Below are 26,589 nucleotides of genomic sequence, written 5' to 3' on the forward strand. Positions count from 1 at the left end.
TTTTGTAATTGCTCAACATACTTCACCAATTTTGTCCAATTAACGCAGGTTCGTTCGTCATTATGGAAACTTAAACAAAATGACAACTAAACAAATTGCTGATCGCCTTGTAGAGCTTTGCCGCAAGGGTCAGGTTTTGGAAGCCCAAAACGAATTGTACGCCGACAGTGCAAACAGTATTGAACCCGAACACTCTCCTATTCCTTCTGCCACCGGAAAAGTTGCGGTATTGGAAAAAGGCAAAAATTTCGCCGCAATGATTGAAGAGCGCCACGGAGGATCGTTTTCTGACCCAATAGTTGCCGGTAGATATTTTTCGGTTGCTATGGTGCTTGATGCTACATTTAAAGGACAAGGAAGAATGGTTTTGGAAGAAATCTGCCTGTATGAGGTAAAGGATGGAAAAATAATATTAGAGCAGTTTTTTTTCTGAACAAATCTGTAAATTTTACACATCAGGTTGAAATTCTTCTTCAACCTGATGTTTTTATTTTAACTCAGGGAGTTTACTTTTTCTTAATAAATTGATTTAAAGTTCCTGTATAAATTTATTACATATTTGTAGTTGTAATAAATTAATCAAGGTAATATCTCATAATCTGTGAATTATATAATAATATTATGAAATTACATTTAATATCAAATAAATTAATTGTTGCATAATTATTGGAAAAACAAAATACACTCGAAATATTAGACCAAAAGGAAAAAATACTTACCAACATTTTCATTAAAAATAAAAATTATTATTTTGTGTAAAATGTAATTCACTTACATAATTTCTAATTACACTAATTTAATTTCGCATCAATTACCGCGCTATGGCTCAGTTTCACCGCTATTGTAATTTTAATTAAGAATAAAATTGCGTGTATTGACGTATAATTTTTAACATAAAAAAATAAATTTAAATTTATACAAACGATGAGTAACAGCATGAGTGTTGAATCCATTATAATTAAATAAAATTGATTCAAATGTCACATTAAGTGGTATAAACTACATATTAAATAAGGAGTAATGTAACAGACTGCAATTATTGTTTTTTAACGGCTTACCTTTAAAAAATTGTGAAAATTCTTTCTCAATTAAATTTAAAAAATATGTTAAAAAGAATACAACAAGCATTTATTGCGACGTTAATTTTTACATCGCCAATAGTCACCTTTGCACAGGCTCCTGATCTTGGAACCTTATCAACGTATGCATTATTTTCTGCAGCTGGTGCAATCAGCAGTGCCGGAGTTTCAGAAGTAACCGGCAATATGGGTACAAATGTGGGAGCATTAACCGGTTTCCCTCCTGGAATTATTGTAGGTGACATACATTTGGCAGATGATGCAACCATTCAAGGTGCTCTTGATGTTGCTTCCGCGTATACACAACTCGGAACCGTTCCCTGTGATAATGTAATGACCGCAACAATGGGTGATGGACAAATTGTAACTCCGGGTAATTATTGTACAGGTGGTGCTGCTGCTGTTTCAGGACAATTATTTTTAGACGGTGAGGGTGATCCTGATGCATTGTTCATAATAAAGGTAAATGGAGCCTTTACAACAGCCGCAGCAGCAGAGATCATTTTAATTAATGGAGCAAGTATATTAAATGTTTATTGGCAAGTAAACGGTGCTGCCGCTTTTGCTGCAGGTTCCACAGTTAGAGGCACCCTCGTTGTAAATGGAGCAATTGCTTTTGCTGCAGGAGCATCAATTTACGGAAGAGCTTTAACTCAGGTTGGTGCAATAGCAATGAGTACAAGTATTATTCAATTGGGAACACCTGTTATTTTTTATGCTGATACTGATGGTGACGGTTTTGGAGATCTATCTAATACCACATGGGCAATTACAGCGCCAATTGGATATGTTACAGATAATACCGATTGTGATGATTTACACGCAACCGCATATCCCGGAGCAACCGAATTATGTGATGGACTGGATAACGATTGTGATATGTTAATAGATGAAGAACTTGTAACAACAAGTATTACTCCCACAGGTACGGTTAGTACATGTAAAGGAACTCCTTTTCTATTTGCAACAGAAAGTTGTGTTGATTGTACTTATAAATGGTATAAAAATGGCAATCAGATCCCAACTGCAAATTCATCGACTTACAGTACTGACAAGAGTGCATATTACTCCGTAAACGTTACACATCCAGGTGGTTGTTCTGACGTTTCTGATGTTACTTTATTACAGGTAAGTGCTAATCCAAACGTAAATGTTTTATCACCGAATGGTCTTAATTTATGTGCTCCCTCTCCAGGTACAAATGTTTTACTAAAATTAAACTATATCGCAACAAATACTTATCAGTGGTATTTTGAAGGTGCAATTTATACCGGAACAGGTGCTGACACTTACAAAATTGTTCCAGTTGCTGAAGGACATTATTATTGCATAGTAACAAATATGGAAGGTTGTATAAAAAATACTCCTGTTCGTTTAGTTGTGAATAGTTGTAAATCCGGTGATGTTACAGAAAACGAAAACCTGATGATATCTCCTAATCCAACATCATCTGATTTTGTTATTTCATTACAAACAGAAAAATCATCTGATAATATTGTGGAAGTTGTTAATGCATTAGGCAAAATTGTATACACACAAAACATTACTACAGAAGGAAACGATCTGAATGAAACAATCCATTTGGAAGAATGTGCTGCAGGTATCTATTTTGTTCGTGTTACTTCCGGAAACAAACAATATACTTCCAGATTAATAATTCAATAATCAATAAAATTATAATTCAATAACCACTCATATCAAAAAAATCGCAATTTAATTATTGCGATTTTTTTTTATTCCAGATGGTATATTTTAATTAGAGCCCATATTTATACTTTAATATCTCCATCTTTAGGATTTTCACCGGGGGGACTTTCCTTATGCCCTCGTTTGTAAATGATGAGGCCATTTAAAAAATTGCGCAATATCTGATCTCCCGCCACAACATAATTGGGGTGATCTTCATTACGGAACATATCGCCCAAAGCACCTTTTGTAATTTGAAAATCGACCAGAGCCAATATCTCAATTATATCTTCATTTCTAAGTGACAATGCCACCCTCAATTTTTTAAGTATATCGTTGTTGCTAAGCATATAAAATTATTTTTTAAGTAACGCAATGTAGCAAAATTAGACAAACATTCCTGTTATTACATCCCCGGTAGGGTTAAAGGCAAATTTTCACTATAAATCAAAAATTAAGCAAATCCAATCTTATTAATGATCATCACTGGTAGAATTTTGTAAATATTGGCAGTTTTTATTGAATTTCATTGAAATTAAATATATTTATAGTGCAGATCACAGTTAATTACTCATCCTAAACCCTTTTTTATGAAAAAAATCACACAGCTTATGCTCTTCGGAACTCTCGTTTTATTCATTGCGAGTGTTTCCGCACAATCTATTTGCACGATCCAAACCTCCAAAACAGCAGACCATTATGGTGAATTGGGTATTGACTCTTCCAAATTGATTTTTGGTTTTCCTAATTTATTATCTTCCCTTTCAGATGAAGCTAATGGAGATCCAACTCCTTATTACATGTACGATTCCAACAGTGGCCCAAATTATAAATATTTTTACCTTGTTCAAAATGACACACTGTATCAATATTATCCTGCAGTTAAGAAAAAAAGTAAACCTATTATGTATCTTAAGGGTAACGAAGTGTATCTCGGAAGTTACTATAATCAAAATAATGGAATAAAAGATTATGTATTTGATAATACACAGGTGGGAATATTAAACAGTAACGGAAAGGGTGGCTTAACTCTGGAAGCAACAGTTGGTTTGTCGGAAGACACCATCATAGCTATAACTACAGAGGATTGCAAATATGGAATTATTGCTGCATACAGCTTCATTTTTACCGCTTCAGAATTAATGGAAGATTACTAATTTTATAAAAAACAACACGGAACTTTAACTTATAAAAAAATGACGCAAATAATATGCGCCATTTTTTTTACATTTAAACTTCTCAATTAAGCTATTTATTAATAATGATATTTTGTGTTTCAATTATTGAACCTGAAACAATTTTAATAATATAAATGCCGGAAGGATAATTTTCTGAATTAATTGTTTTAGTTAATTCACCATCCAAAACATCCATTCTTTGTTGAAACATAACTTTTCCATTTAGGTCATAAATAGAAATAATCGCATCTGTGTTGGTTTCCGGAATGAAACATTCAATGGTAAATTGACCTGATGCCGGATTTGGATAGAGTAATAAATTTTCTTCCACTATAAATTCGCTCTCTCTGCAAGGCAAAGTTGTGAAATTTAGTAGCACTGAAAATCCTGATACCTGGTCAACACCGGCAGTATCACAAATTGTCCTTATTTGCCATTCATAACCTTTATTACATTTTAGATTTTTGAGATTTAATTTATTGTTTATTCCAGGAACAAATTTAATTTTCCAGGTAGGCGCGCCGCTTTTTTTATACCACACTTCATATTGTATTGCTCCAGGCTCCGGAGTCCAGTTTAATTTGGCTTTGGTGGTTGTAATATTGTTTGTAAAGAGGCCTGATGGCACTTCACAACATAATGAGTTAATTATTGCACCCCCACTAATTTCAGGAGTTTGGAAATATACTATTGGTGTAGAATTACCGGTTGAAAATAATGGGCCCGAAATTGTAGGTGGTATTATTTCATAACCACTTACCGAGTTATTACATGCGGTGTTGCCATCTGCATCGGTTTTAACAAGAAAAAGATCTCCGCTTACGCCATCAACTTCATCTTTTACACCTGAAAACACAAAGCCTCCATCTGCGGTTTCTTCAGCACTGAATAATATATCATATCCTGTTCCATTCATGGTTTTACTCCAAATTACATTTCCAATAGAATCAGTTTTTGTAATAAAAGCATTTTGATAAGGACTGAAACTGGAAGAAGATCCTGCAAATACAAATCCTCCATCCTCGGTTGCCTCTATGGAATAAACATCCTCATGTCCTGCACCTCCGTATTTTTTTGTCCATTCAACAATTCCATCCATATCGGTCTTAATAATATTCACATCAAAATTATATCCACCTAATTCAAAATTAATTCCTGCAATTGCATAACCTCCATCCGCCGCTTCACAAACAGAAAAATTATGGTCAAAATACATATCGCCATAAGTTTTATACCATACCATGTTACCGGCACTATCTGCTTTTATCATAGAAAACTCATCGTTAGTGGAAATAAAATTATTTTCATATCCACCCATAATAAAACCATTGTCGCTTGTTTGTTCCAACGAAAAAATATAATTCTTTCTAATACTGTTACCAAAGGTTTTCGACCAAACAACATTACCATTTTTGTCCGTTTTTACAAGATGTGCAAAACCATTTATGCCATAGGTAAGTTCGTTCCCGGAGAACACATATCCACTATCAGCAGTTTGAACAATTCCATATGCAGCGTCATTCCCAGCTGTACCTATAGTTTTTGTCCATAACAAATTACCACCTGCATCTGTTTTTATCAGATAAGCATCAAGTCCACCAGCCCCAAAGGAATTTGTGGCACCTGCAACCATATATCCACCATCTAAAGTTTGCATTACTGCATTTCCCTGGTCCGCACCAACACCTCCAAACATTCTTGTCCAAATTGTATCCCCCTGAGCATTAGTTTTTATTAATAAGATCTCACCACTCGACATATAGCTGTAGTTTGAAGTACCTACAACAATATATCCGCCATCGGAGGTTTGTTTTGCATCGTTAGCAATACTTTCACCAATGGTGCTGAAAGTTTTTTCAAATGTTATTTGTGCATCCGAAGCTGTCGCCAAAAACAGGCAACAGCAAATAATTAAAAGTTTTTTCATTGCCGTAAATTTAATTTTTAAAAAAAATTATTAATTGTAACAATTGTGTATTTGCAGACGGATATAACAATTCAATCACAATATTTTATTTATTATACCACAAAATAAAAAAGAATATCAGGCATTTAGTATGACCTGTGTCATACATCGGACTGATACAAACAAACCCAATCTCCAAAGTGTAAAAACTTCTGTATTATTAATGATAATCATAATTTATGGTGATACAAGTCTTTACTGCAGAGTCGCATTAAGATTACTTTTAGTGATGAAAAATTCGCAGTGTTGGGAATGAAAAAGGTTAAAGTATTAGCCATAGTATTTTTTTATGTGATTGTGTTCGATCTGGATACTTTCGCACAGGCTCCATTGTATATATGGGCCAAAGCGCTTTCCGGAAATGTAGAAGAAATTCAGCGCGGTATAGCGGTGGATAATGCAGGTAATGTTTTTATTACCGGTGTATTTTTTGGCACAGTCGATTTTGATCCGGGTCCTGGAATATCTTCTATAACACCTTCACCATATGGCTCCAATGCTTATATAGCAAAATATGATATAAATGGATCCTATTTATGGGCCAAAAACATCGCCATTAATACCTCTTATGGAAATAACAGCATCACGATCGACGATAATTCGGATATTTATATTACCGGTTATTTTTCAGGTGCTGCCGTCGATTTTGATCCTGGTGCGGGAACTGCAAATTTAGCGTCGGCATCCGGCAGTAATGATATATATATTGCAAAATATGATAATTCGGGAAACTATTTGTGGGCAAAAGCAATTGGTTCGCTGGCTGACGATCGCGGAAATGAAATTATAATAAATAATGCCGGAAATATTTTGTTGGCGGGGAATTTTAATAATATGGTTGATTTTGATCCCGGACCCGGGACAGCGTTTCTCACTTCAGTATGGTCGCAGGATATTTTTTTTGCGAGTTATGATGCTTCAGGAAATTATTTATGGGCAAAAGGAATTGGAGGTTTAGGTATTGAGGATGTTCGCGATATTGCAGTTGACAAAAACGATAATATTTTTCTTACCGGAAATTTTGCAGGCACCGCAGACTTTGACCCCGGTGCCGGTTATACAGGATTAATTTCTGCTGGAATCGGAGATATATTTATCGCAAAATATGATCCTTCAGGAAATTATTTGTGGGCCAAACAAATGGGAAGTACAGGTATTGATTGTGGAACTGCAATTTCCGTTGATACTTCAGGTTCCATTATCGTAACGGGTACTTTTAATAATACAGTTGATTTTGATCCAGGCGCAGGAACTGTTAATTTAATCGGTGCATTAGGAGCAAGTTCATATTTAGAAAAATTCGATGGCAATGGTAATTATATTTGGGTAAAGGCTTTACCATTAAATACGAGTAATATTGATGTATTGGTTGACTATTGCAACAATATTTATATTTCCGGAAGTTATTTGAGTGGTGGTGCAGCAACTATCGACATGGATCCCGGTGTTGGAATTGCATCCATTTCTGTTCCCGGGGGTTTACCTCCCCCCTATTATAATATTTTTGCACGATATGATATTAACGGCAATTATTTATGGGCTGATGGTTTTGGTCGCACTTGTTATTGCAGTGTGGCGGGATATAAATCATCGCTAACCAAAGATATTGGTGGTTACATATATTATAGCGGAATTTTTAATGCACCTTTTTTCGGCATCTCAACTGTTGATTTTGATCCAAGTGCAAGTGTAAATAATTTAGTTGCTGCTTCCACTGTTGACAATACGTTTTTTGCAAAGTACGACATCGAATGCCCTTTAATGATCTTACCAGTTACGCTTTCTTCCTTTACCGGAGAAAATATTGAAAATAAAAATTATTTACAATGGACAACTGAAACCGAATTAAATAATTTGGTATTTGAAATAGAAAGGAGTTATGATGAATCACATTTTATAAATATCGGTAAAATAATGGGATCATTAAATTCCAATGAAACAAATCAATACCAATTTGTAGATGAAACTCCGGAAAATGGAACAAATTATTATAGGCTAAAACAAAAAGATATTAACGGAGCAATTAAGTTAAGCAACGTTATATCAATTACCAATTTAACAAAACAACTTTCTATATATCCTAATCCATCCACTGGCATATTAGTGATAAAAATAGAAGGAAATGAGCTCTGCAACTACATTATAGAAATTAGAAATGCAACAGGTCAACTTGTATGGAACGGAAAAGCATTAAATTGCAGCGAACATCAATTGAACATCAATTTTCTCCCCAACGGAATTTATAATATATTTCTCATTGATGCGAATCAAGATAAAGGTCCGATCTTAAATCAAATATTTATACTACAAAAATAAATTATTGTAATTCTAATAATAAATCCCGTTCGGGTAATCATATTATTCTATCAATCTGTAACTTTTACAGTCACCAATTTCAAATCTGTTCCATTACTCATCAACAAAGAAACCTGATCCTTGGAATCCTGAACAGAATATTGAGGAAACAAAGTATACCCTGAAGGAATTGCAAGTTCATCTTTGAAAATTACGGGAGCCTGCATTAAACCATCATTTGTTATCTGCACAAGTAATGGAATAATACCATATTCCACACCCGGAATATATTTTTTTCTTTCATCGTTGTAGATCGCTGTAAGTTTACCATTACAAATTGTCCAGGAAGTTTGATACAATTGATCGAAATTTCTTGCCGTAAAATTTTTAACCATTTCCAACTGAAATTTTTTATTTCCTTCTGCATCCAAAGCTATAACCAAATTGTTTCCATGGGTTATGTTATAATTAAAATCACCAAGAGCTGCTGTTGCGGCAGGCGTTTCCCTTTCAGATTTAAATTGCTCCCCAATCAGAAATACGGTATTTCCATTTAACATCAAATGTTGAGGCGTTAAATTACTTATGGGCTTATCCAGAGTAATAACTTTGAGATTTTTTTCAGAAAGGCCCTTGTTGCTGAAGAAAAATATACCTGAAGCTTGCTGATCACCTGCACTAACCGTTTTTCTTTCATACCAGGTGCCGCTGAGAAGTAATTCATTACTTGCATTTGTGGTATACACATAATTAGTAGGGTAAGCTGGTGCAGCAATGTCAATATTATATTCTTTAACAACATTACTTCCACTGGTCCATTGGTATACATCGAGTATCATTTCCCCGTTTTTGGAGGTAGTTTGTCTAATCAAATAAAGTGTTCCATTATCACTCACAACAAAAGAAAGTCTTTTATTTTTAGTGTTTTCACCGGGAATGGTTATTTCACCGTCCTTCAATTTTTTAAGTGACGCATCGTAGGTTGCATATTTTATTTTAGCAGAAATTTCCTTTTCGTATGGCAATTCACAAGCCACGGCAATTATTTGGTTGGAGGGAGAAGTTGAAACGAAATTAATACCGGAATTGATCGTTTTTTCATAGGATACGCTATTTAAAACTGTTTCTTTATCTGACACTATTCCAAGCGCATCTATTGCCCGGGCAGAAAAAGTATTTTTACCTGCTGCCTTATCCAAATGTTCAACCATTGCATACATCGTATTGGCAAAAGGCACAATTTGTCTAATCTCGTATGTATTATTAAATACGCCGGGATTAAATTCCAATTTCCGGTGATAAGCAACCTGACCCTGCGGGTTGAAACTATAAATATCATAATTTAATAATGCAGTCTCAAAAAATCTGGAGATATAAAACCTGTTGCCGCTCAATAAAAAATTCGTGTACTCCACTTCTTTTCTCAGTTGTACATCACTTGCACCACCATAAGTAATAGATAGTGTTTGAGCATTTAATAAAGCTGTTGCAATAAGGCAAAAGGTCAATAAAATTGATTTGATTTTTTTCATAAAAATGATATAAGTGTTATTTATTGGCTGTTAATCTTTTTTTAAGGTCGTTAAAAAGAAGCTCAAAATTCTCCTTTTGTTTCCTTTCGGCATTGGATAGAGAAAATCCATTTAATTTACTGATAATATTTTCGGCAGACTGCACATCACGCATTGCAAAGTAACATTCTAACTGGTTGAAATAAATAGCAAGCGTAACATCCTTGTCGATACGTGCTTTTTTATTTTGAATATCCGATTCCTGAAGAGCAGTATTCCAAATACTTAATGCGTTGTTTAATTTATTTTGAGCCGATGCAGGATCATCCTTTAAAAGTTTTAATCCGGCAGAAGCATCGTTAAAAGCAATCATAAGATCCTGGTAAGAGTCATCTTTTACTTTCACAAAATTTAATTCTGCAATACGATTTGTAAAGGGATACCCTATTTGATCGTTCACAATATTATTAATAAAGGTGAGATTCTCCTGAAAGATCTTTTCTTCATAATTTTTAATTAATAATTCCGTATTGATACTTAACGTTTTGTCACTTTCTTCCGATTTGTAAATGCGATAAGTATTAAGTTCTTGCGGAGTCGAATTCATGATCGTATTTCCCTGCGGATCTGTAACCAATACCGACATGGGATGGCGATAACTAAATTCAACATGATAATAAGTAACAGCCCGTGTAGATGATTGTCCATCAACATAACTTACTACATTTTTTTGTTCTGTCATTTGTCGTGGTTCTGTATAATCATAACCGTGAATTGTTACCACAATATTTACCGCATTTTGATTATTCCTATAATAGCCTCCCAAATTCAAATATGTTTCCGAAACAACAGGATAGTCATAACTTGTTTGTAGTTTGGGTTCCGGTACATATCGTTTTTGAGGCGGATAGGGAACTTGTTCAACCGGTTTATTATTTTCATTTAGCACTTGTTTTTCTACAACCTTTTCCGCGAGTGATTTTTCGTTCCATTCTGCCAGATCTTTTTCATATTTATCTTTTGCTTCTTTTACCCGAGCGGGATATAATGCCATTTCACTTTGATATTCATTCTCTGCTTTTTGTAATTCATCCCCATAAGCTGCTTTTTTTATAACATTATCTTCTTCAAATGTTGCAAAAATGGAGGAGACAAAATTCTTTTCATTTAGCACTAACGGTTGAAGTGGAAGCTTTATATAGGAATACGCAATGGTCTCATTTTTAATATTTTGCGCGGAAATAGTTCCGCAAATGATTAAAAATAAACCCGTGAAAGCCACATTCTTTAAACTGCAATGTTTTTTTGGGAAGAGAGGAGGAGTAGTTAAATTGTTCATTTGCTGCAAAATTAGGCTATTTACAACGCCTCCCGCATTAAAGCCATCCCCATGGCATGATAACTGTTGCCAATTAATTGATAAGTGTAGAATAATACATTCAAAAAAGGAAAATCAGAATGATCGCTAAAAATAAAGTTGTCCTTTTGCTCACAGTTGCTGTAGTATTTATACAATTTGGTTGTAATAAGAATGCTGACCTTGATGATTTTAAACCACCAATTCCTGACCAAAGTGAGATACAAAATATACCGCTGAACGATCCTGATGAATTTGTATTTGAGGGGCTTAATTCTGGTTTATTTCCTTGGGGAAATACTTTGATAAACAATCAATACAATACAGATTATATCAATGTTTGCAAAAGCCTGGGAGATTTAAGTTTAATAGAAAATCCTGAGGAAAAGGAACCAATTGTAATTTTAACCTTAGGGCCAAGTAACCCGCATAAAATATTTGAAGGGATAAAGTACGCACAAATGGAGGATCCGGGTTTCGGGGAAAATATTCGGTATGTAAATGGCGCAATTGGCGGAATTGATTTTAATGATATTTTAAATCCCGCAGGGCCATATTGGACTCAGGTTGACAGCACGCTGCAATCTCAAAATATTTCCGCTTCTCAAGTGCAGGTTATATTTTGTATCGAAGATGATCTTTTGAATCAGGACACTACAATTTTGAGAGCATATCAGCTCAAAGAAAATTATATAAATTTATTAGAGGAGATACGATCAAAATTCCCAAATTGCATTTTATTTCTGGCAGGTGATAAAGGATATAATAATTATTCCTCAGAAGAAAGATTTGCAGAACCAAAAGGATATCTGAATGGATGGGCCATAAAATTATTGTTGGAGGATTATATAAATGGATATATGGCAGATTATCCATTTATCTATTGGCTTGATTATTATTGGGCTAATGGTATTACTCCAAGATGGGATGGACTTACATATGCATTATCCGATTTTAATGCACCGGATTATATTCACCTTACAACAGAAAAAGCTAATGAACTAGGTCGGGCTACACATGAAAAACTCAAATCGGATCCGGGTGCAATGTATTGGTATAAATGAAGTAGGAAGTAGGATGTAGGAAGTAGGATGTAGGAAGTAGGAAGTAGGAAGTAGGAAGTAGGAAATAGGATGTAGGAAGTAGGATGAAGATGAATTCGAAAATATTAGTTCAAGGGGCTTTTAGATATATTTAGTATTTTCAACTTAACAAATCTTAAAAGAAATTAACTCCTGACCTATAATTAATTCGACTACATTTGAATCGTAAAAAATGCATTATGCTCAACAGAAAGCGATTTCTTTATACAGCGATCACTGGCACCGCAGCAATATTGCTGAATCCCATAAAAGTGAAAGCAAATACTTTTGCAGATGAAAAACCACCATTTGATACAGCACTTGTAAAAGAATTTGTTGGCACCTCACATCGCGATATGGCTAAAGTTGTAGAATTGTATAGCGCTTATCCGGCACTATTAAATGTTGCGTGGGACTGGGGAGGTGGCGATTTTGAAACTGCATTAGGAGCGGCAAGTCATGTTGGATATATTGAGTTGGTAAATTACCTTGTAGATAAAGGAGCACAAATGAATTTTTTAACCCTTTGTTTACTAGGCAAAACCGATATGGTGAAAAATATGTTAACGGCCTATCCTGCTTTATTAAACATGAAAGGGCCGCATGGATTTTCACCTTTGCACCATGCGAATCAAGGTGAGGATAATGCATTGGAAGTAAAAGAATATTTAGTTTCCCTAGGGGCAGTGGAAACAAAATTCAAGATGCCATTTCACGATTGAAATATTGATCAAATATTTTTTGGGTTCAAAATTTAAGTAAACATAAATACTTTAATTTGACGAATCCTTAACTCTTACCATTGCCGTGAATTTATCGGTGCCATACTGCCGATATAATTCAACACTTATTTGCAAATTTGAATAACTGGGATCAAACCCTTCGTTAACTTTAGTAACTTCCCAAGTGGTGGTATAATTCTCATTATTTGCATCAACGTTTTGTTTATATTTTTTTAATAAAACACAACAGGGAGTAGTAATATTATCCACAACCTCAATATAATTATCATATTGCTGTTTTGCATCAGGATAATTTGAATCCTCAACAAGTACATTGTACCATTGCCAGTAATCGAACACAGGCACCAAATTTATAACTGCTATTCCAGCATTCTGAAATGAAACGAGAGAAATGTATTGCTCAGTAAATGTTGCTGAAGTATCTCGTCCCAAGCGCAGATATTCATATGAGTTCTCATACCCTTCCATTATAAATTCAAATACATCTACCGGGGACAGAAAAATAGTTTTCTCATCAGACAATTCATCCAGAAAATCATCATATTCTTCATAGGCCTCCTCATAATACTCTTCATCATACTCATCATCATATTCATCATAATACTCATCATAATAATCATCAACGTCATCAATTGTATCACCCACATATCCCTCTCGCAAATAGTCATACTCCTCTGAAAGCAAAGGATCCGTAGTCCCTGAAAATACTCCATTCACAAAATAACCATCCATTACCGTTTTATCAGGCCCTACATATACTCCCTTGCCATCACAAGCATTTAAAGAAAAATTTCCACGATAGGAAGAACCATCACTCCAAACATAATATCCTTCCCCCGAACGCAGTCCGTTAAGCCAGTAACCCTCGTAGGTATCACCTTCTTCGCCCACATATTTTCCATATCCTGTGATACAGTTACCTGACAGGCAGCCAGTTTGCGCGATTGATAGATTAATAAAAAAAAGAAATAAAGCCGTGGCAATCAATAATTTTTTCAAAGTGTGGAATTAGGTAATGGTGAAGATATTGTTAAAGGTAATCAATATTTATGTCAAAAATATATAAAATCACCAAAATTTTAAAAGAGCGGTATTATAATAAATACGTTACTTTTATTTTTAAAAAAAGTATTTGTTTTCTTTCTACAAATAACAAGAAAACTATTTAGAATTAATTTTCAATAATGAACATTTTTTGAATTTCGGTATCCTCAAAAATGATGCTCACAAAATATACGCCATTGGCAAATTCCGAAACTGAATATTTTTTATCTGTATCAGGAGTAAGGTCTTCTAAAATAAGTTTTCCATTAACATCAAAAACACGAACAATATTAGGTGCAATTTCGTTTGAAGAGATTATTGCAAAGTAATTTGTTGCAGGATTAGGAAAAATTTCTAAACTGATCTGATCAACAGAAGTATTTAACCTGCAATCGCCGGTTGTAATTGTATATACAGGACTCCAAGCGGTTGATTCAATTATTCCGAGTGTATCACAAACTACCTGGTATTTATATTCATATTCTGTATTACATTCTAACCCCGTAATTTTTGTATTAGGATCTGCGCTGTTCTTTTTCATCCAGGTATCTGTTCCTGCTTCGCGATATTTGATGCGATATTGGCCTGCAGCGTCTATATCACTAAAAAAATATTTTATAGCTGTAGGTGTTATAATTGTGGTGAGTAATTCGGTTTGTGAACAATTAAAAATATCACCTGCTGCAATGGGTTCATCAGGTACAGCATTATATGCATAACTTTTTATTGTGGTATAATTATAATCTACATAAGCCTGAATATATCCATAATGATTTTCGCCGTCTATATTCAGTTTTACGCCAATATAACCTTCATTGAATGGCCACTCACCGAATGCAACCATAAATACATCGTCAATAAAACAACCATCATAATCTCCAAAGGCACCATATTCCTGATCGGCCCACAAATATGCGCCACCATTTTTAAATCCAAGGTCTTCCGACACTAATGTTCCGAAATCCATACGAGGTGTAATGTCATCTGTTACGGTTACAACAGCTCCGCAAGAAGAAGAGTAACCCCCAACATAATTGTCGAAGATGACAATATTTTCAAAAGCAACGCTATTACTGCCAAGTGCAATTACATTCATGTAATAGGTATCCAACACACTTGCTGAGGAAAATGAGACTGAAACGGCATAAATTCTGAAATCGTTGATACCATCATCATTCATATCTATTAAATATTCGTCCGTTGCAAATTCCCACCAATCAATTCCCACCTGAACATCAGGGTCAATATCTGTATACACGATCTGGGCATCTGCACCATGCCCAACTGCAAGAAAAGCTGCGCAGGCTGCTGAATACTGTGTCAATTTTGGTAATTTTTGGTTTTTCATTACTTGTGGTTTTGGGTTAAGAACAAATATGTGATTCAAATATAAACAAATATCGAGTTTTGGAAGAATGCAGAGAAAGAAAGTTTTCAAAACAAATCCGGTTGGGTTTGTTCATACTATTATATATGCCAATAATAGTCACAAATTACAGTTTGGACCCGGCATAAAAAAAGAGAGCTGAATTCAGCTCTCTTGGTCTATTTCAAATTTTACCATTACCTGATCGGAATGGTTTTAATTTGAATTAAATAGATCGGAATTCCGGCCAATTTTTTGGTATCGGAAACTTCTTTAATAGTTCCAGCAAATTTTACATTCAATCCTGAAACTTTAAATTCTTTTGACAGATTAAGTGGCACATAGTCAACAATACCATCCTGATCATATGACCTTATACACCAAATATCGCCTTTCAGAAGCATGGTGCCTGTAGTAGCAACTCTATCTCCCTGAACAATGTAAGAAGAATTTAAATTTGTTGAAGGTTCATCAGATACAGGAATAGTTGCGGCCATCAATAAACTGCTGATGAAACATATTGCGAAGGTGAATATTAGCTTTTTCATATAGTTGAATTTTAATTGTTCTTAATTATTTTCTGATACAAAGTTTGCTCAGAATTGTATCACTGGATATGACAATTATCACTCAAAATAGTGATTTATTCTTCTTTTTACAGGTAGGAGAGAAATTAATGAATTAATGAAAGAATGAAAGAATGAAGGAATGAAAGAATGAAAAATTAAGAATGAATGAACGTTCATTCATTTTCAATTTTTCTTATTATTACTGCAGGAATTCCGGCAGCAAAACAATTTGCGGGGATGTCTTTATTTACGAGACTGAGGGCGCCGATGATCGTATTATTTCCGATACTTATATTTCCCAGAATAACAGAATTAGCTCCAATATAAACATGATCTCCAAGTGTAGGAACCCCGGGTTCCGTCATTTTTCTACCTATGGTAACATTTTGATTCACTTGACAGTAATTGCCTATTACCGAATTACTGTGTATTACAACGCCAATTCCCCAATATCCCACGGAAAAACCCTTCCCGATCTTAGCGGAGCCTGGTATCCAGCATCGAAAGATCAACCGATTGAGATAATCAAAAATAAAGGATATGGGCTTTAAATAAAGAAGGAAAAAAAAGTGGGAAATTCTATATATAATTATCGGTGGCTGCATGTTAAATGTTTGTGGTCATGTTTTGTTGATTGAACCTGTGCTGAAAAAAAATAATACACGAATGTCCTATACAATGTAATGAAATCAAAGGATGCCCCATAAAGATAGAAAATAATATTTAAGTGAAAATGGAAATATCCCTTTTCAATACTTGATATTTTAGGTTGATATTCAAGAGAACGGCCTTATTTCTCTAAACTAATATTATGCTGACCTTTTTCAACACTTATTAATCATATGAGCAATTATATCCCCTTTAGTATCAATAAAATTTTAGCAGAAGTGAGTGGAATCGCAACTATTTCCATGGCATGATTATACCCACACAATGAACAAAAGATAATAATATGAGAAAAATTTTAATTAACCTATTAATTAGTTCATCATTTCTATTTTGTGGTGCAACAATTTCCGCGCAGAGCTACCTGGGTATTGTAAACAGCAATTATGCAGGTGTTACAGGCATGGAGCTTCAACCGGCATCTATAGTAGATAGCAGATATCGCTTCGACATTTCGCTTTTTGGATTGAGTTCTACCATTGCAAATAATTATGTCGGATTAGAACCTAAGGGTTTATTTAACCCAAACCCGGATCTTAATTTCGAAAAAAATTATTTGAGTGTTAAGGATCTCGAAAATGATAAGAACGCAAAAGCCAGTATCAATACTAAAATACAGTTATTGACTTTTATGGCAACAATTTCTGATAAATCAGCACTTGGAGTATCCATTGGTTTCAGAAATTTTATAACGATTGATAATGTATCTGAAGAATTGGCAAAAGTTGCTTTTACCGGTTTAGTGGATGATACATTTATTCCCAATGTACAGATCGATGACGACGGTTTAAGTGTCGACAACATGACCTGGATGGAATACGGATTAACTTATGCGCATACTCTTTACAATACAGATAACCATTTTATTAAAGGTGGTGTAACTGCTAAATTAGTTCATGCTGTAAGCTCCGGATATTTATATGCGAGCAATCTTGATTATTCATTTGTTAACGATTCTATTATTGATATTGCAGCGTCTGATTTTAATTACGGACACAGCGATAATTTAAATAATCTGGAATTTGATTCCATTGGTTCCCTTACCAAATTAAGTTTTGCCGGTGTAGGACCATCATTTGATTTGGGTTTAGTATATGAATACAGACCCAATATTGATGAATTCAGACGCAAAAAGCCGGATGGCACTTTTGAATATGACAATACAGCAAACAAATATAAATTTCGTTTTGGCGTAAGTTTATTGGATGTGGGTAGAGTGAAATTTAAAAAAGGAAATAATTCAGGTGACTTTGGAGGAAGTAATGCTTCATTTAATGTAAATCAATTTTCTTTAAATTCCATTCCTGCATTTGATGATACCATTCAGGCAAATTTTAATCCTTCAGCAAGTAATGAAACGGAATATACAGTATCATTACCTTCTGTTCTAAGCATGCAATTCGATTATAATATTAAAGGGGGTTTTTATGTTAATGTAACACCTTATATCGCATTAAACAGAGATCGCGATCCAACACAAAGTCGTGTATCAGAAATTACCACTATCAGCCTTACACCAAGGTATGAAAGCAGATGGTTCGATGTTGGAGTTCCATTATCTTACAATGAATATAATAATACAAATCTTGGTTTATCATTGCGTGTAGGACCGATCATTGTTGGAACAAATGATATTCTTCCTTTGGTTGGAAAAAAGACCGTTTATGGATCTGACTTCCACGTTGCAGTAAAAATTCCTATTGCATATGGTCAGAAAAAAGATACAGATGAAGATGGCGTTCCCGATGTTGCCGATGTTTGTCCTGATCAACCCGGACTTCCTGAATTAGATGGTTGTCCTGATAAAGATGGCGATGGTATAGCCGATGCAGGTGATGCTTGTCCGTTAGAAGCAGGTTTGGCTAAATTTAATGGTTGCCCTGATACAGATGGCGATGAAGTAAAAGATAGTGATGATGCATGTCCTACAATTGCAGGTTCATTACAACATAAAGGTTGCCCCGATTCAGATAAGGATGGTTTATACGATAATGAAGATTCTTGTCCTTCTGAAGCAGGTCCATTAGATAACAAAGGTTGTCCTTATCCTGATACCGATAAAGATGGTGTAAAGGATTCAGATGATAAATGTCCTAACGTATCCGGTCCGGCATCAAATGATGGTTGTCCGATAACTGATATAGATAAAGATGGTATTCCTGATAAAGATGATAAATGTCCTACAGTTGCAGGCCCGGTTGAAAATAGCGGTTGTCCTTTAAATGATAAGGATGGTGATAGTATTCCAGATAAAGACGACAAATGTCCTTCAACTCCAGGTTTACCTGAATTAAATGGTTGTCCTAAATTAGAGGAAAAAGAAGAAGCGATATTAAAAGTTGCCTTCGACAACCTCGAATTTGAAACAGGAAAAGATATCATACGTGCTTCTTCTTATGCATCATTAAACGAACTGGCAAATTTGTTGATCAATAAACCATCATATGGTTTAAGAATTGCAGGCCATACAGATAATGTTGGATCAGATAAAAGTAATATGACCTTATCAAGCAACAGAGCAACTTCAGTTAAAAACTACCTGATCAGCAAAGGAGTTAAAGCAGAAAAATTAGTGACCGAATATTATGGTGAAACAAAACCGATCGGTGACAATGCTACAGCTGAAGGCAGACAATTAAACAGAAGAGTTGAAATGAATGTGATTTTTGAATGAGAGTTTAAGAAATAATATCAGGAACGGTTCTCCAATTTTTATGGAGAACCGTTCTTTTATTATAGTTTTAAAAAATATTTACCAAAATCGCAACAAAAATCTATTTATTCTAAAATTAAAATAATAAAATATGTATTACGGATGGTTTATTTTGGCAATTGGTGTAATTTTAGTAGGAATTTATATGTTCGTGCGAAAAAAGATTAAATAAACTTATTTTATATCTTAAACGTTAACAGTTACATTAATCAATTCAACCACAGCCTTGAAAATACCAAAATATAAGATCTCACAGCCCAACCGGAAACGCGCTATTCGCATAGCCGCCATCATTTTATCCATAGGTATTGTTCTGCTTGTAGCGGGTTATTTTATACTTAAGGCCAATATGGGAAGAATAGAGACCCAGCTCACCGAATCGTTAAACGAACAAATAAATGGTGAGGTAACTATTGGTGATATTGATATTACTATTTTTAATCACTTTCCACATTTTTCTTTGTCGGTTAAAGATGTTGTTGTAAAAGACAATAGATTTAATGAACATCATCTGCAAATTTTCACTGCTGACCGCATCTATTTACAGATCCGGGTATTTGCTTTACTTAGAAAAAACATTGAATTAAGGGCTATTACATTAAGGGATGCGGAGCTTAATCTCATCCGTATGCAAGATGGACTTTTAAATACAAAAAATCTAATTAAACCTAAACCTAAATCTGAAACTTCATTGCCCGAGGAAAAAGATCTGGATGCAATTCTCATAAGCAGATTATATCTGGAGAATATACATATTCAATTCAGAGATACGGTAAGGGGTAAAGATTTTAATTTGACGATAAAGGATAGTTTTGGAAAATTAAGTCACAACGACAGTATAACTGAAATATCCACTAAAGATAAAATTTACGTAGAAGGGTTGGTATTTAAACCCGAACGGGGAAGCTGTTTAACAAATAAAACAGTTAATTCTAAATTATCGCTTGAGTGGAACAGGTTAAAAAGAAGTGTGGAAATTAAACCCTCCCCATTGGATATGGATAAATATAAATTTAGTCTATCCGGTTCCATAAGTCCGGGTATTACTCCATATCTGGATCTTCAAGTTAAAACAGAAAAAATTAAACTTGATTACGCAACTACCCTGGTAAGTAAATATACCAGCGATAAATTAAAGGGTTTTAATTTTGAGAAAACCATACCTGCCACTTTACATATGGAAGGTGCAATTAATCCTGCATTACCATTGGATATTGATATATTTTTCAATGTTAAAGACAACGTATTTATAACTCCTTCAAAAAGTTTTGTAGTTGATTCACTTACCGGTCATTACTTCAATCATTTAATTGATACTTTAGTTAATAATGAAATTAACAGCGGCCTTAGTTTTACTGATTTTAAAGGTAAATACGAGGGCATCCCATTTTTAATGGACATGCGTGTTACCGACTTTAGCGACCCGTATATGGCAGTGCATGTTAGCAGCAATTTTTCGCTTCGTGAAGCAAATAGTGCAATTGATACATCTGTGGTGGTGATGACAGGAGGAAAATTAAATTTTGACGTAAATCTTAAAGGTAAAGCATATGGGTATTTAGAAAAAGATAAGGATTCCATGGATGCGGTCATTACAGGAAGTGCCCAAATAAGTAATGCCTCCTGCAGATTTGTTAATAAACAATTTGACCTGAATAGTATTAATAGCAACATCTCTTTTAATGAAAAAACGATGTATATTACTGCTCTTTCCATGAATATAAATAGCAACCCGATTGATCTAACCGGTACTATCTCAGATTTCATTTACCTTTTCTTTTTTCCCAATGCAAAGTTGCAAGCCGACCTAACGTTAGAAGCCAAACATTTTAATCTGGATAATTTTAAAAAACCAGGCGTTAAACAACAAAAACAAAATACCCCCACTAAACGCATTTCCAAAACGGTAAATTCGCTTTTAGAAAATTTAAAGGGCAATATTTCGGTAAATGCACAAAAGGTTACTTACCATAAATTAAATGCTCAAAATGTAAATGGCAAGGTAATTATTGGAAACACCTATATAACCTGTGAAGATCTTTCAACAACAATAGCAAATGGAAGATTCTTGCTCAATGGTAGTTTACAAGGCATTGGGACAGCCAAACCTACAGTTAATTTAAGATCCAATATAAAAGGTGCTGACATCAGTACGCTTTTTTATCAATTGGAAAATTTACAACAAACTGCCATTACATCAAAAAATATCAAAGGTTTGTTGGATGCAGATATAGCATTTAATTCCAATTTGTCGAAAGACTTAAAACCTATTCCATCATCAATTAGTGGCGACTACAATCTTACCTTAAAGGGTGGCGAATTAATAAATATGGATGCATTAAATCAAATATCAAAAAATGTATTTAAGAAAAAAGATTTCTCAGACATTCAGTTTGCACAACTTAATGCGGCAATTTCGCAAAAAGGAAATGATTTGACGATCTCTGAAATGGAAATAAAAAGTAATCTGATGACTCTTTATGTAAATGGAGTATATAGTTTTAAAGAAAATACAGAATTATTTATAAAAGTGCCTCTTAAAAGTTTAAATGCTAAGGAAGCGGATCTTGTCACAGATTTTAAAAATGATGATGCAAAAGTCGGTATCAGTATTAATTTAAAGGCCACTAAAGAAAATGGAAAATTAAAGGTTAGTCCTGTTCTATTCCGCAAAAAGGATAAATGATAGATTTAGTCAAGAGGTTTTGAGCAGAAACTCAATTATCTAAAATATTTCAAAATGAGTAATATATTACCCGAATTACACGTTAAATTGTGTATATAATTCCCCATTTTAACTTTAGGTTAGCATTTTAACAAATCCTTACAAATTATAAATGATTGCAAATCAACCACAACATGTCCTAAAAATGGCAATACATAAATATATACAGTGCGATAAAGACAAATAATCTGTTTACATATTTTATTTGGACTAAAATTTGGCATATATAGTACTAATCACAATAATAGAATGATATAAGACTGAAAAGTCAACTAGTTAAATATTTATTAAATCAAACTAAACTAAAAAAAAATGAAAAAGTTAATTCCAGTAGCATTCTTTGCCCTTTTAGCCTTAAATACTAATGCTATTAATGCGGCTAACGCAACTTCTCCAACTACAGTTGCAGAAACATCAATTCCAAATGAAAAAAGAGCGGGTGAAACCGAATCAACAAATGTGAATAAAGTTAAAGACAGCAGCGAAAAAGATCTCAAAGGCTCCGAATCAATTACAAAATCAAATGATTCAACTACGATGAACTCTAAGGATGGTGCCGGTATTTATATTTCCAGTGGTGCTGCACTTATCATTATTGTAATTTTATTGATAATCTTATTGTAATTTAATCTGAAAATTTGAAAGCTGATTCGTCGGTTTATGTTAGTTATTAATAAATACCCTGAACTATTGATCCAGAAATTTTATAACATCCGGTGCGTATGAAAGCAAACCGAAAAGCCTTTGTTATTTCAAAAAATCTGGATCCTTTTTTTCTGGGTATTTATTCTGCATTTCAATTTGCAGGCAGATTTTTCAGGGAAGCCTTTAAACGCCCGTTCGAATTTACTGAATTAAAAAAGCAGTGTTACGCAATTGGTGTTAAATCATTACCACTTATTACTTTAACCGGATTTGTTACCGGTGTAGTATTCACAAAACAATCCCGCCCTTCACTACAAGATCTTGGTGCGGTTTCATGGTTGCCATCCTTAATTGCGATAGCACTTGTCAGAGCCTTGGCTCCTTTAATTACATCATTAATTTCCGCTGGCAAGATCGGGTCAAACATTGGTGCACAGCTTGGATCCATGCGGGTTACTGAGCAGATAGATGCAATTGATGTATCGGGGGTAAATGCATTTAAATATCTGGTTGTAACAAGAGTAACAGCTACTACATTTATGATACCCATTTTAATGATGTATTTTGCATTTGTGGGTTTAATAGGATCGTATTTAAATGTGAGTATCGGAGAAAACACAAGTTTTATTTCCTACTTTCAGGAAGCACTTTCACCAATATCATTTTTAGATGTACTTACAGGATTATTTAAATCGATCATGTATGGTTTAACTATTGGACTAGTTGGTAGTTATAAGGGATATAATGCTACACGTGGTACCGAAGGTGTAGGTAAAGCAGCAAACATGGCAGTGGTAGTTTCCATGTTCCTCATTTTTGTGGAGGAAATAATAATTGTTCAATTAAGTGGATGGATAAGATTGGCGCAATAGAATGACTACAAAGTATAACCATATTATTACAGAGGAAAAGGTGATCATAATTAAGGATCTCCATAAATCGTTTGGCGACCTTAATGTTTTGAACAGTGTTAACCTGGAAGTTTATAAAGGCGAGAACGTTGCTGTATTAGGGCGGTCAGGTACGGGGAAATCAGTATTAATTAAAATAATTGCAGGTTTGTTAAAACCCGACTCAGGAACCGTTATGGTTTTGGGAAAAGAAGTTGCAAAGATCACTGAAAAAGATCTGAGAACATTGCGATTAAAAATAGGTTTTTCGTTTCAGAATAGTGCATTGTACGATAGTATGACCGTTTATGAAAATATTGCTTTTCCATTACGTGGAAATACCGAAAAATTAACGCCAAAGGAAATAAAAATAAAAGTGGAAGAAGTATTGGATGCCGTTGGATTAATTCAAACCATGAATCAGATGCCATCGGAACTTTCAGGGGGACAAAGAAAAAGAATAGGAATAGCACGCACTTTAATTTTGAAACCGGAACTGATGTTATATGATGAACCAACATCAGGACTTGATCCGATAACCTGTATTGAAATAAATAACTTAATAAAAGAAGTGCAGGAAAGATATAATACAAGTGCAATTATTATTACCCATGATCTTACTTGTGCAAAAACAACTGCTAATAGAGTAGCATTGCTAATAGATGGCAATTTTTTAACCCAGGGAACTTTTGACGAAGTTTTTGACACGGAAGATGAAACAATAAAGATATTTTTTGATTACAATTTTATCACCTGAATTATGGAACAACAAAATAAACACGGAGTCAAACTCGGAATATTTATATTTATAGGTTTGACATTTTTTATTGTAGGTGTACTTGCAATTGGAAATATAAATAAAACTTTTACCAAAACAGCCACTGTAAAAACAGTATTTACAGAAGTAAATGGATTGCAACCCGGTGACAATGTTTGGTTTTCGGGAGTAAAAGTTGGTACGGTAAAGGAAATGCGTTTTTTACCTAATGCCGGTGTGGAAGTTACCATGAAAATAGAATCCAAATCACAGGAATTCATTCCTAAAGATTCTAAAGCAAAAATCAGTTCAGATGGTTTGATTGGAAACAAGATAATTGTTATTTATGGTGGGAATCCAACTTCCGGGCATATTGTGGATGGCAGCACGTTTTCGATTGAGGAAACAACCAGCACAGAAGACATGATGAACATGCTGCAGGAAAATAACAAAAATGTTCTCGCCATAACCAATGATTTTAAAGTGATAAGTAAAAGAATAGCTGACGGCGAAGGCACTTTAGGAAAATTTATGACAGATGATGCCATTTATGAAAATTTGAATTCAACCATAAACACTTTGAAAACTGCCTCACAAAATACAGTTCAACTCACTGATGCCATTAATGATTTTACCACCAAACTCAATGCAGAAGGTGGACTTGCAAATGATCTGGCAACTGACACTACAGTATTTAACAATATTCAGAAAACAGTAGCTCAATTAAATGCAATTGCGGGAACTGCGCAACAGGTGGCAGATAATTTACAAACTACCACTTCAGATATCAATACAAATAAAAACTCACCTGCCGGTGTTCTTCTGCACGATGAAGAAGCAGCTGCCAGTTTAAGGGCAAGTATTATTGCACTTGAAAGCAGTACCAAAAAACTGAATGAAAGTATGGATGCTTTACAACATAATTTCTTGTTGAGAGGCTTTTTTAAGAAGAAAGAAAAGGAGAAAGAAGTCGATAATTAAGTGCTTCGTCGGGTAATGATGCTGAACAAGAATTTTCGTTTTAGCTCTTCCCATTAAGGCAAAAACTTACTTTTTTTTGTGAGTGTACAACCTGTTAAAATTAAATAATACCTTATATTTGACGCAAAACCATGAGAAAACTACTCCTTTTTTGCACATTGTTGATCAGCATCAGTATCTCTGTTACCGCTCAAAGTTTCGGCGTTTGTGCAGGAATATCCAAAACAGCTATTCGCAGTCAATTTCTTACTGACCCATCCGGGACTCTAGGCTTAAACCTCGGTTTTATAAATTTTATACCTGTTGTCAATGAATTTTATATCTATCAGGATTTTACGGTAAATACTTTAGGAATGAATGCTGCCTTGTTTGAATTTGACGAGGATTTTTTTAGCAATCCAGTAGTTATTGCACATCCGGATGAAAAATTAACCTGGTTTTCTGCTCAGTATTCCCTGGGACCCACTTTTGCATATGATGAAGGGAAATTTTATGGCGGAGCAGGTTTGTCCGGAAGTTTGGTTGTTCCCACCGGTGGTGCATTCAATTCCGGATCCGTGGCTAACGGCTATTATGTTACTTCGGAACTTTATGAGTACAGTGTCAACGATCTTTCATCGGATATGTTTGGTTTTTTCGGCTCTGCTTACGTTGTTGCAGGTGGCGGTACGGAATCTTTAAAATTACATTTAAAATATAATTTAATGTTCACGAATCTTGCCAATTCAGAATATACGGAATCGGACAATAAAATGTATGCTGATGTTGTAACCATTTCCTTAGCATATCTTTTTTATTGACCGCAATTAAACACATACTAATATTAAAAACTAAAATATGAAAAAAAATCACACAGAAATTATCACAATTTTAATTTTGTTTTTTGCCATAACATTAATTTCTTCGTGTAAAGAAGATAAAGCAAAAACAGCCGGCGATGTAGATGGACCGGTATTAACAGTGTATAAACCCGATGCTGCCGATATATACGCAACAGGCGATACTATTTATTTATCGGCTCATGTGGAAGACATTTCGCAAATGCAGGATTTTACAGTCAATTTGATCTATTCTGATACTCTTTTATTATGGCCTGAAGTACCCGGGATTTTAGGTAATTTAACAGAATATGAGCTTAACGATTGGTCTATCAATACCCTTGGGGTAAATGAAAATGCGATCATTCGTTTTGAGGCGAGTGATAAACATTCCAACGTAACTATTGTAGATGTGCCCGTGCAATTGACAAATTAAAATTAGGTCTCAACAATTTTGAACAAAAGCAATTATCCCAAAGGGTTAGTTGCTTTTTTTTTGAGCCAATTTTATTCAAAAC

Annotated in this window: 22 protein-coding genes; 14 read left to right on the forward strand and 8 right to left on the reverse strand. The window is 34.4% G+C overall.

Annotation, left to right across the window (positions count from 1 at the left end):
* Positions 1-79 precede the first annotated feature (79 nt).
* Together IPI31_16700 and IPI31_16705 are read left to right on the forward strand one after the other, a co-directional pair.
* The gene (locus tag IPI31_16700) at positions 80-433 is read left to right on the forward strand and encodes a nuclear transport factor 2 family protein (protein ID MBK7569462.1); all 354 of its coding nucleotides are present in this window, start codon (positions 80-82) and stop codon (positions 431-433) included.
* A gap of 670 nt (positions 434-1,103) precedes the next feature.
* Entirely contained in the window at positions 1,104-2,744 is a 1,641-nt protein-coding gene (locus IPI31_16705; GenBank protein ID MBK7569463.1) for a DUF3494 domain-containing protein, read from the forward strand.
* 104 nt (positions 2,745-2,848) lie between these two features.
* Here the strand turns inward: IPI31_16705 and IPI31_16710 are convergent, their stop codons facing one another.
* Positions 2,849-3,115, reverse strand: a complete 267-nt coding sequence (locus tag IPI31_16710) for a DUF1456 family protein (protein MBK7569464.1) — start codon at positions 3,113-3,115, stop codon at positions 2,849-2,851.
* 240 nt (positions 3,116-3,355) lie between these two features.
* Between IPI31_16710 and IPI31_16715 the strand changes: the two genes are divergently transcribed.
* Complete coding sequence (locus IPI31_16715; protein MBK7569465.1) at positions 3,356-3,922, forward strand: hypothetical protein; 567 nt, start codon at positions 3,356-3,358, stop codon at positions 3,920-3,922.
* Between the two features lie 91 nt (positions 3,923-4,013).
* Here IPI31_16715 and IPI31_16720 read toward each other — a convergent pair whose 3' ends face one another.
* On the reverse strand, positions 4,014-5,870 hold the full coding sequence (locus IPI31_16720) for a T9SS type A sorting domain-containing protein (protein MBK7569466.1): 1,857 nt from the start codon (positions 5,868-5,870) through the stop codon (positions 4,014-4,016).
* A 291-nt stretch (positions 5,871-6,161) separates the two neighbouring features.
* Here IPI31_16720 and IPI31_16725 point away from each other — a divergent pair, with 291 nt between their 5' ends.
* Positions 6,162-8,225: a T9SS type A sorting domain-containing protein gene (locus tag IPI31_16725; protein MBK7569467.1), complete on the forward strand. Its 2,064-nt coding sequence runs from the start codon at positions 6,162-6,164 to the stop codon at positions 8,223-8,225.
* Positions 8,226-8,275: 50 nt separating this feature from the next.
* On the opposite strand, the gene IPI31_16730 is transcribed toward IPI31_16725, so the two are convergent.
* Complete coding sequence (locus IPI31_16730; GenBank protein MBK7569468.1) at positions 8,276-9,736, reverse strand: hypothetical protein; 1,461 nt, start codon at positions 9,734-9,736, stop codon at positions 8,276-8,278.
* 16 nt (positions 9,737-9,752) lie between these two features.
* Positions 9,753-11,054 carry a hypothetical protein gene (locus IPI31_16735; GenBank protein MBK7569469.1) on the reverse strand — a complete coding sequence of 434 codons (1,302 nt, stop codon included), beginning with the start codon at positions 11,052-11,054 and terminating at the stop codon, positions 9,753-9,755.
* A 119-nt stretch (positions 11,055-11,173) separates the two neighbouring features.
* Between IPI31_16735 and IPI31_16740 the strand changes: the two genes are divergently transcribed.
* Together IPI31_16740 and IPI31_16745 are read left to right on the forward strand one after the other, a co-directional pair.
* The gene (locus IPI31_16740) at positions 11,174-12,136 is read left to right on the forward strand and encodes an SGNH/GDSL hydrolase family protein (protein ID MBK7569470.1); all 963 of its coding nucleotides are present in this window, start codon (positions 11,174-11,176) and stop codon (positions 12,134-12,136) included.
* A 218-nt stretch (positions 12,137-12,354) separates the two neighbouring features.
* Complete coding sequence (locus IPI31_16745; protein ID MBK7569471.1) at positions 12,355-12,876, forward strand: ankyrin repeat domain-containing protein; 522 nt, start codon at positions 12,355-12,357, stop codon at positions 12,874-12,876.
* 51 nt (positions 12,877-12,927) lie between these two features.
* Here the strand turns inward: IPI31_16745 and IPI31_16750 are convergent, their stop codons facing one another.
* The 4 genes from IPI31_16750 to IPI31_16765 form a co-directional block, all read right to left on the reverse strand.
* Complete coding sequence (locus IPI31_16750; GenBank protein ID MBK7569472.1) at positions 12,928-13,896, reverse strand: hypothetical protein; 969 nt, start codon at positions 13,894-13,896, stop codon at positions 12,928-12,930.
* Positions 13,897-14,068: 172 nt separating this feature from the next.
* Positions 14,069-15,289 (reverse strand): T9SS type A sorting domain-containing protein, encoded by a 1,221-nt coding sequence (locus IPI31_16755; GenBank protein MBK7569473.1) that lies wholly within the window; start codon positions 15,287-15,289, stop codon positions 14,069-14,071.
* A gap of 215 nt (positions 15,290-15,504) precedes the next feature.
* Positions 15,505-15,855, reverse strand: coding sequence for a hypothetical protein (locus IPI31_16760; GenBank protein MBK7569474.1), 351 nt, complete (start codon positions 15,853-15,855; stop codon positions 15,505-15,507).
* Positions 15,856-16,049: 194 nt separating this feature from the next.
* Positions 16,050-16,481 (reverse strand): serine acetyltransferase, encoded by a 432-nt coding sequence (locus IPI31_16765; protein ID MBK7569475.1) that lies wholly within the window; start codon positions 16,479-16,481, stop codon positions 16,050-16,052.
* Between the two features lie 347 nt (positions 16,482-16,828).
* Between IPI31_16765 and IPI31_16770 the strand changes: the two genes are divergently transcribed.
* The 8 genes from IPI31_16770 to IPI31_16805 all read left to right on the forward strand — a co-directional run bounded on the left by IPI31_16770 (position 16,829) and on the right by IPI31_16805 (position 26,507).
* Positions 16,829-19,216: an OmpA family protein gene (locus IPI31_16770; GenBank protein ID MBK7569476.1), complete on the forward strand. Its 2,388-nt coding sequence runs from the start codon at positions 16,829-16,831 to the stop codon at positions 19,214-19,216.
* A gap of 265 nt (positions 19,217-19,481) precedes the next feature.
* Positions 19,482-21,941, forward strand: coding sequence for an AsmA family protein (locus IPI31_16775; protein ID MBK7569477.1), 2,460 nt, complete (start codon positions 19,482-19,484; stop codon positions 21,939-21,941).
* A 351-nt stretch (positions 21,942-22,292) separates the two neighbouring features.
* Positions 22,293-22,604 (forward strand): hypothetical protein, encoded by a 312-nt coding sequence (locus IPI31_16780; GenBank protein MBK7569478.1) that lies wholly within the window; start codon positions 22,293-22,295, stop codon positions 22,602-22,604.
* Positions 22,605-22,702: 98 nt separating this feature from the next.
* Positions 22,703-23,497, forward strand: coding sequence for an ABC transporter permease (locus IPI31_16785; protein MBK7569479.1), 795 nt, complete (start codon positions 22,703-22,705; stop codon positions 23,495-23,497).
* A gap of 1 nt (position 23,498) precedes the next feature.
* Positions 23,499-24,272, forward strand: a complete 774-nt coding sequence (locus IPI31_16790; GenBank protein ID MBK7569480.1) for an ATP-binding cassette domain-containing protein — start codon at positions 23,499-23,501, stop codon at positions 24,270-24,272.
* Positions 24,273-24,275: 3 nt separating this feature from the next.
* A complete protein-coding gene (locus tag IPI31_16795; GenBank protein MBK7569481.1) occupies positions 24,276-25,253 on the forward strand; it encodes an MCE family protein in 978 nt (325 codons plus the stop codon).
* Between the two features lie 131 nt (positions 25,254-25,384).
* On the forward strand, positions 25,385-26,053 hold the full coding sequence (locus IPI31_16800; protein MBK7569482.1) for a hypothetical protein: 669 nt from the start codon (positions 25,385-25,387) through the stop codon (positions 26,051-26,053).
* 37 nt (positions 26,054-26,090) lie between these two features.
* Complete coding sequence (locus IPI31_16805; GenBank protein ID MBK7569483.1) at positions 26,091-26,507, forward strand: hypothetical protein; 417 nt, start codon at positions 26,091-26,093, stop codon at positions 26,505-26,507.
* The last annotated feature ends 82 nt before the right edge of the window (positions 26,508-26,589 follow it).

Source organism: Bacteroidota bacterium, from assembly GCA_016706865.1.
Taxonomy (GTDB): Bacteria; Bacteroidota; Bacteroidia; order Chitinophagales; family BACL12; genus UBA7236.

Excerpts from the sequence above, each read along its gene's own strand:
- IPI31_16800 (MBK7569482.1), top strand. The coding sequence starts at position 25,385 with ATGAGAAAACTACTCCTTTTTTGCACATTGTTGATCAGCATCAGTATC.
- IPI31_16700 (MBK7569462.1), top strand. The coding sequence starts at position 80 with ATGACAACTAAACAAATTGCTGATCGCCTTGTAGAGCTTTGCCGCAAG.
- IPI31_16725 (MBK7569467.1), top strand. The coding sequence starts at position 6,162 with ATGAAAAAGGTTAAAGTATTAGCCATAGTATTTTTTTATGTGATTGTG.
- IPI31_16780 (MBK7569478.1), top strand. The coding sequence starts at position 22,293 with ATGAAAAAGTTAATTCCAGTAGCATTCTTTGCCCTTTTAGCCTTAAAT.
- IPI31_16710 (MBK7569464.1), bottom strand. The coding sequence starts at position 3,115 with ATGCTTAGCAACAACGATATACTTAAAAAATTGAGGGTGGCATTGTCA.
- IPI31_16720 (MBK7569466.1), bottom strand. The coding sequence starts at position 5,870 with ATGAAAAAACTTTTAATTATTTGCTGTTGCCTGTTTTTGGCGACAGCT.
- IPI31_16765 (MBK7569475.1), bottom strand. The coding sequence starts at position 16,481 with ATGCAGCCACCGATAATTATATATAGAATTTCCCACTTTTTTTTCCTT.
- IPI31_16730 (MBK7569468.1), bottom strand. The coding sequence starts at position 9,736 with ATGAAAAAAATCAAATCAATTTTATTGACCTTTTGCCTTATTGCAACA.
- IPI31_16715 (MBK7569465.1), top strand. The coding sequence starts at position 3,356 with ATGAAAAAAATCACACAGCTTATGCTCTTCGGAACTCTCGTTTTATTC.
- IPI31_16745 (MBK7569471.1), top strand. The coding sequence starts at position 12,355 with ATGCTCAACAGAAAGCGATTTCTTTATACAGCGATCACTGGCACCGCA.
- IPI31_16770 (MBK7569476.1), top strand. The coding sequence starts at position 16,829 with ATGAGAAAAATTTTAATTAACCTATTAATTAGTTCATCATTTCTATTT.
- IPI31_16795 (MBK7569481.1), top strand. The coding sequence starts at position 24,276 with ATGGAACAACAAAATAAACACGGAGTCAAACTCGGAATATTTATATTT.
- IPI31_16735 (MBK7569469.1), bottom strand. The coding sequence starts at position 11,054 with ATGAACAATTTAACTACTCCTCCTCTCTTCCCAAAAAAACATTGCAGT.
- IPI31_16805 (MBK7569483.1), top strand. The coding sequence starts at position 26,091 with ATGAAAAAAAATCACACAGAAATTATCACAATTTTAATTTTGTTTTTT.
- IPI31_16755 (MBK7569473.1), bottom strand. The coding sequence starts at position 15,289 with ATGAAAAACCAAAAATTACCAAAATTGACACAGTATTCAGCAGCCTGC.
- IPI31_16760 (MBK7569474.1), bottom strand. The coding sequence starts at position 15,855 with ATGAAAAAGCTAATATTCACCTTCGCAATATGTTTCATCAGCAGTTTA.
- IPI31_16740 (MBK7569470.1), top strand. The coding sequence starts at position 11,174 with ATGATCGCTAAAAATAAAGTTGTCCTTTTGCTCACAGTTGCTGTAGTA.
- IPI31_16790 (MBK7569480.1), top strand. The coding sequence starts at position 23,499 with ATGACTACAAAGTATAACCATATTATTACAGAGGAAAAGGTGATCATA.
- IPI31_16705 (MBK7569463.1), top strand. The coding sequence starts at position 1,104 with ATGTTAAAAAGAATACAACAAGCATTTATTGCGACGTTAATTTTTACA.
- IPI31_16785 (MBK7569479.1), top strand. The coding sequence starts at position 22,703 with ATGAAAGCAAACCGAAAAGCCTTTGTTATTTCAAAAAATCTGGATCCT.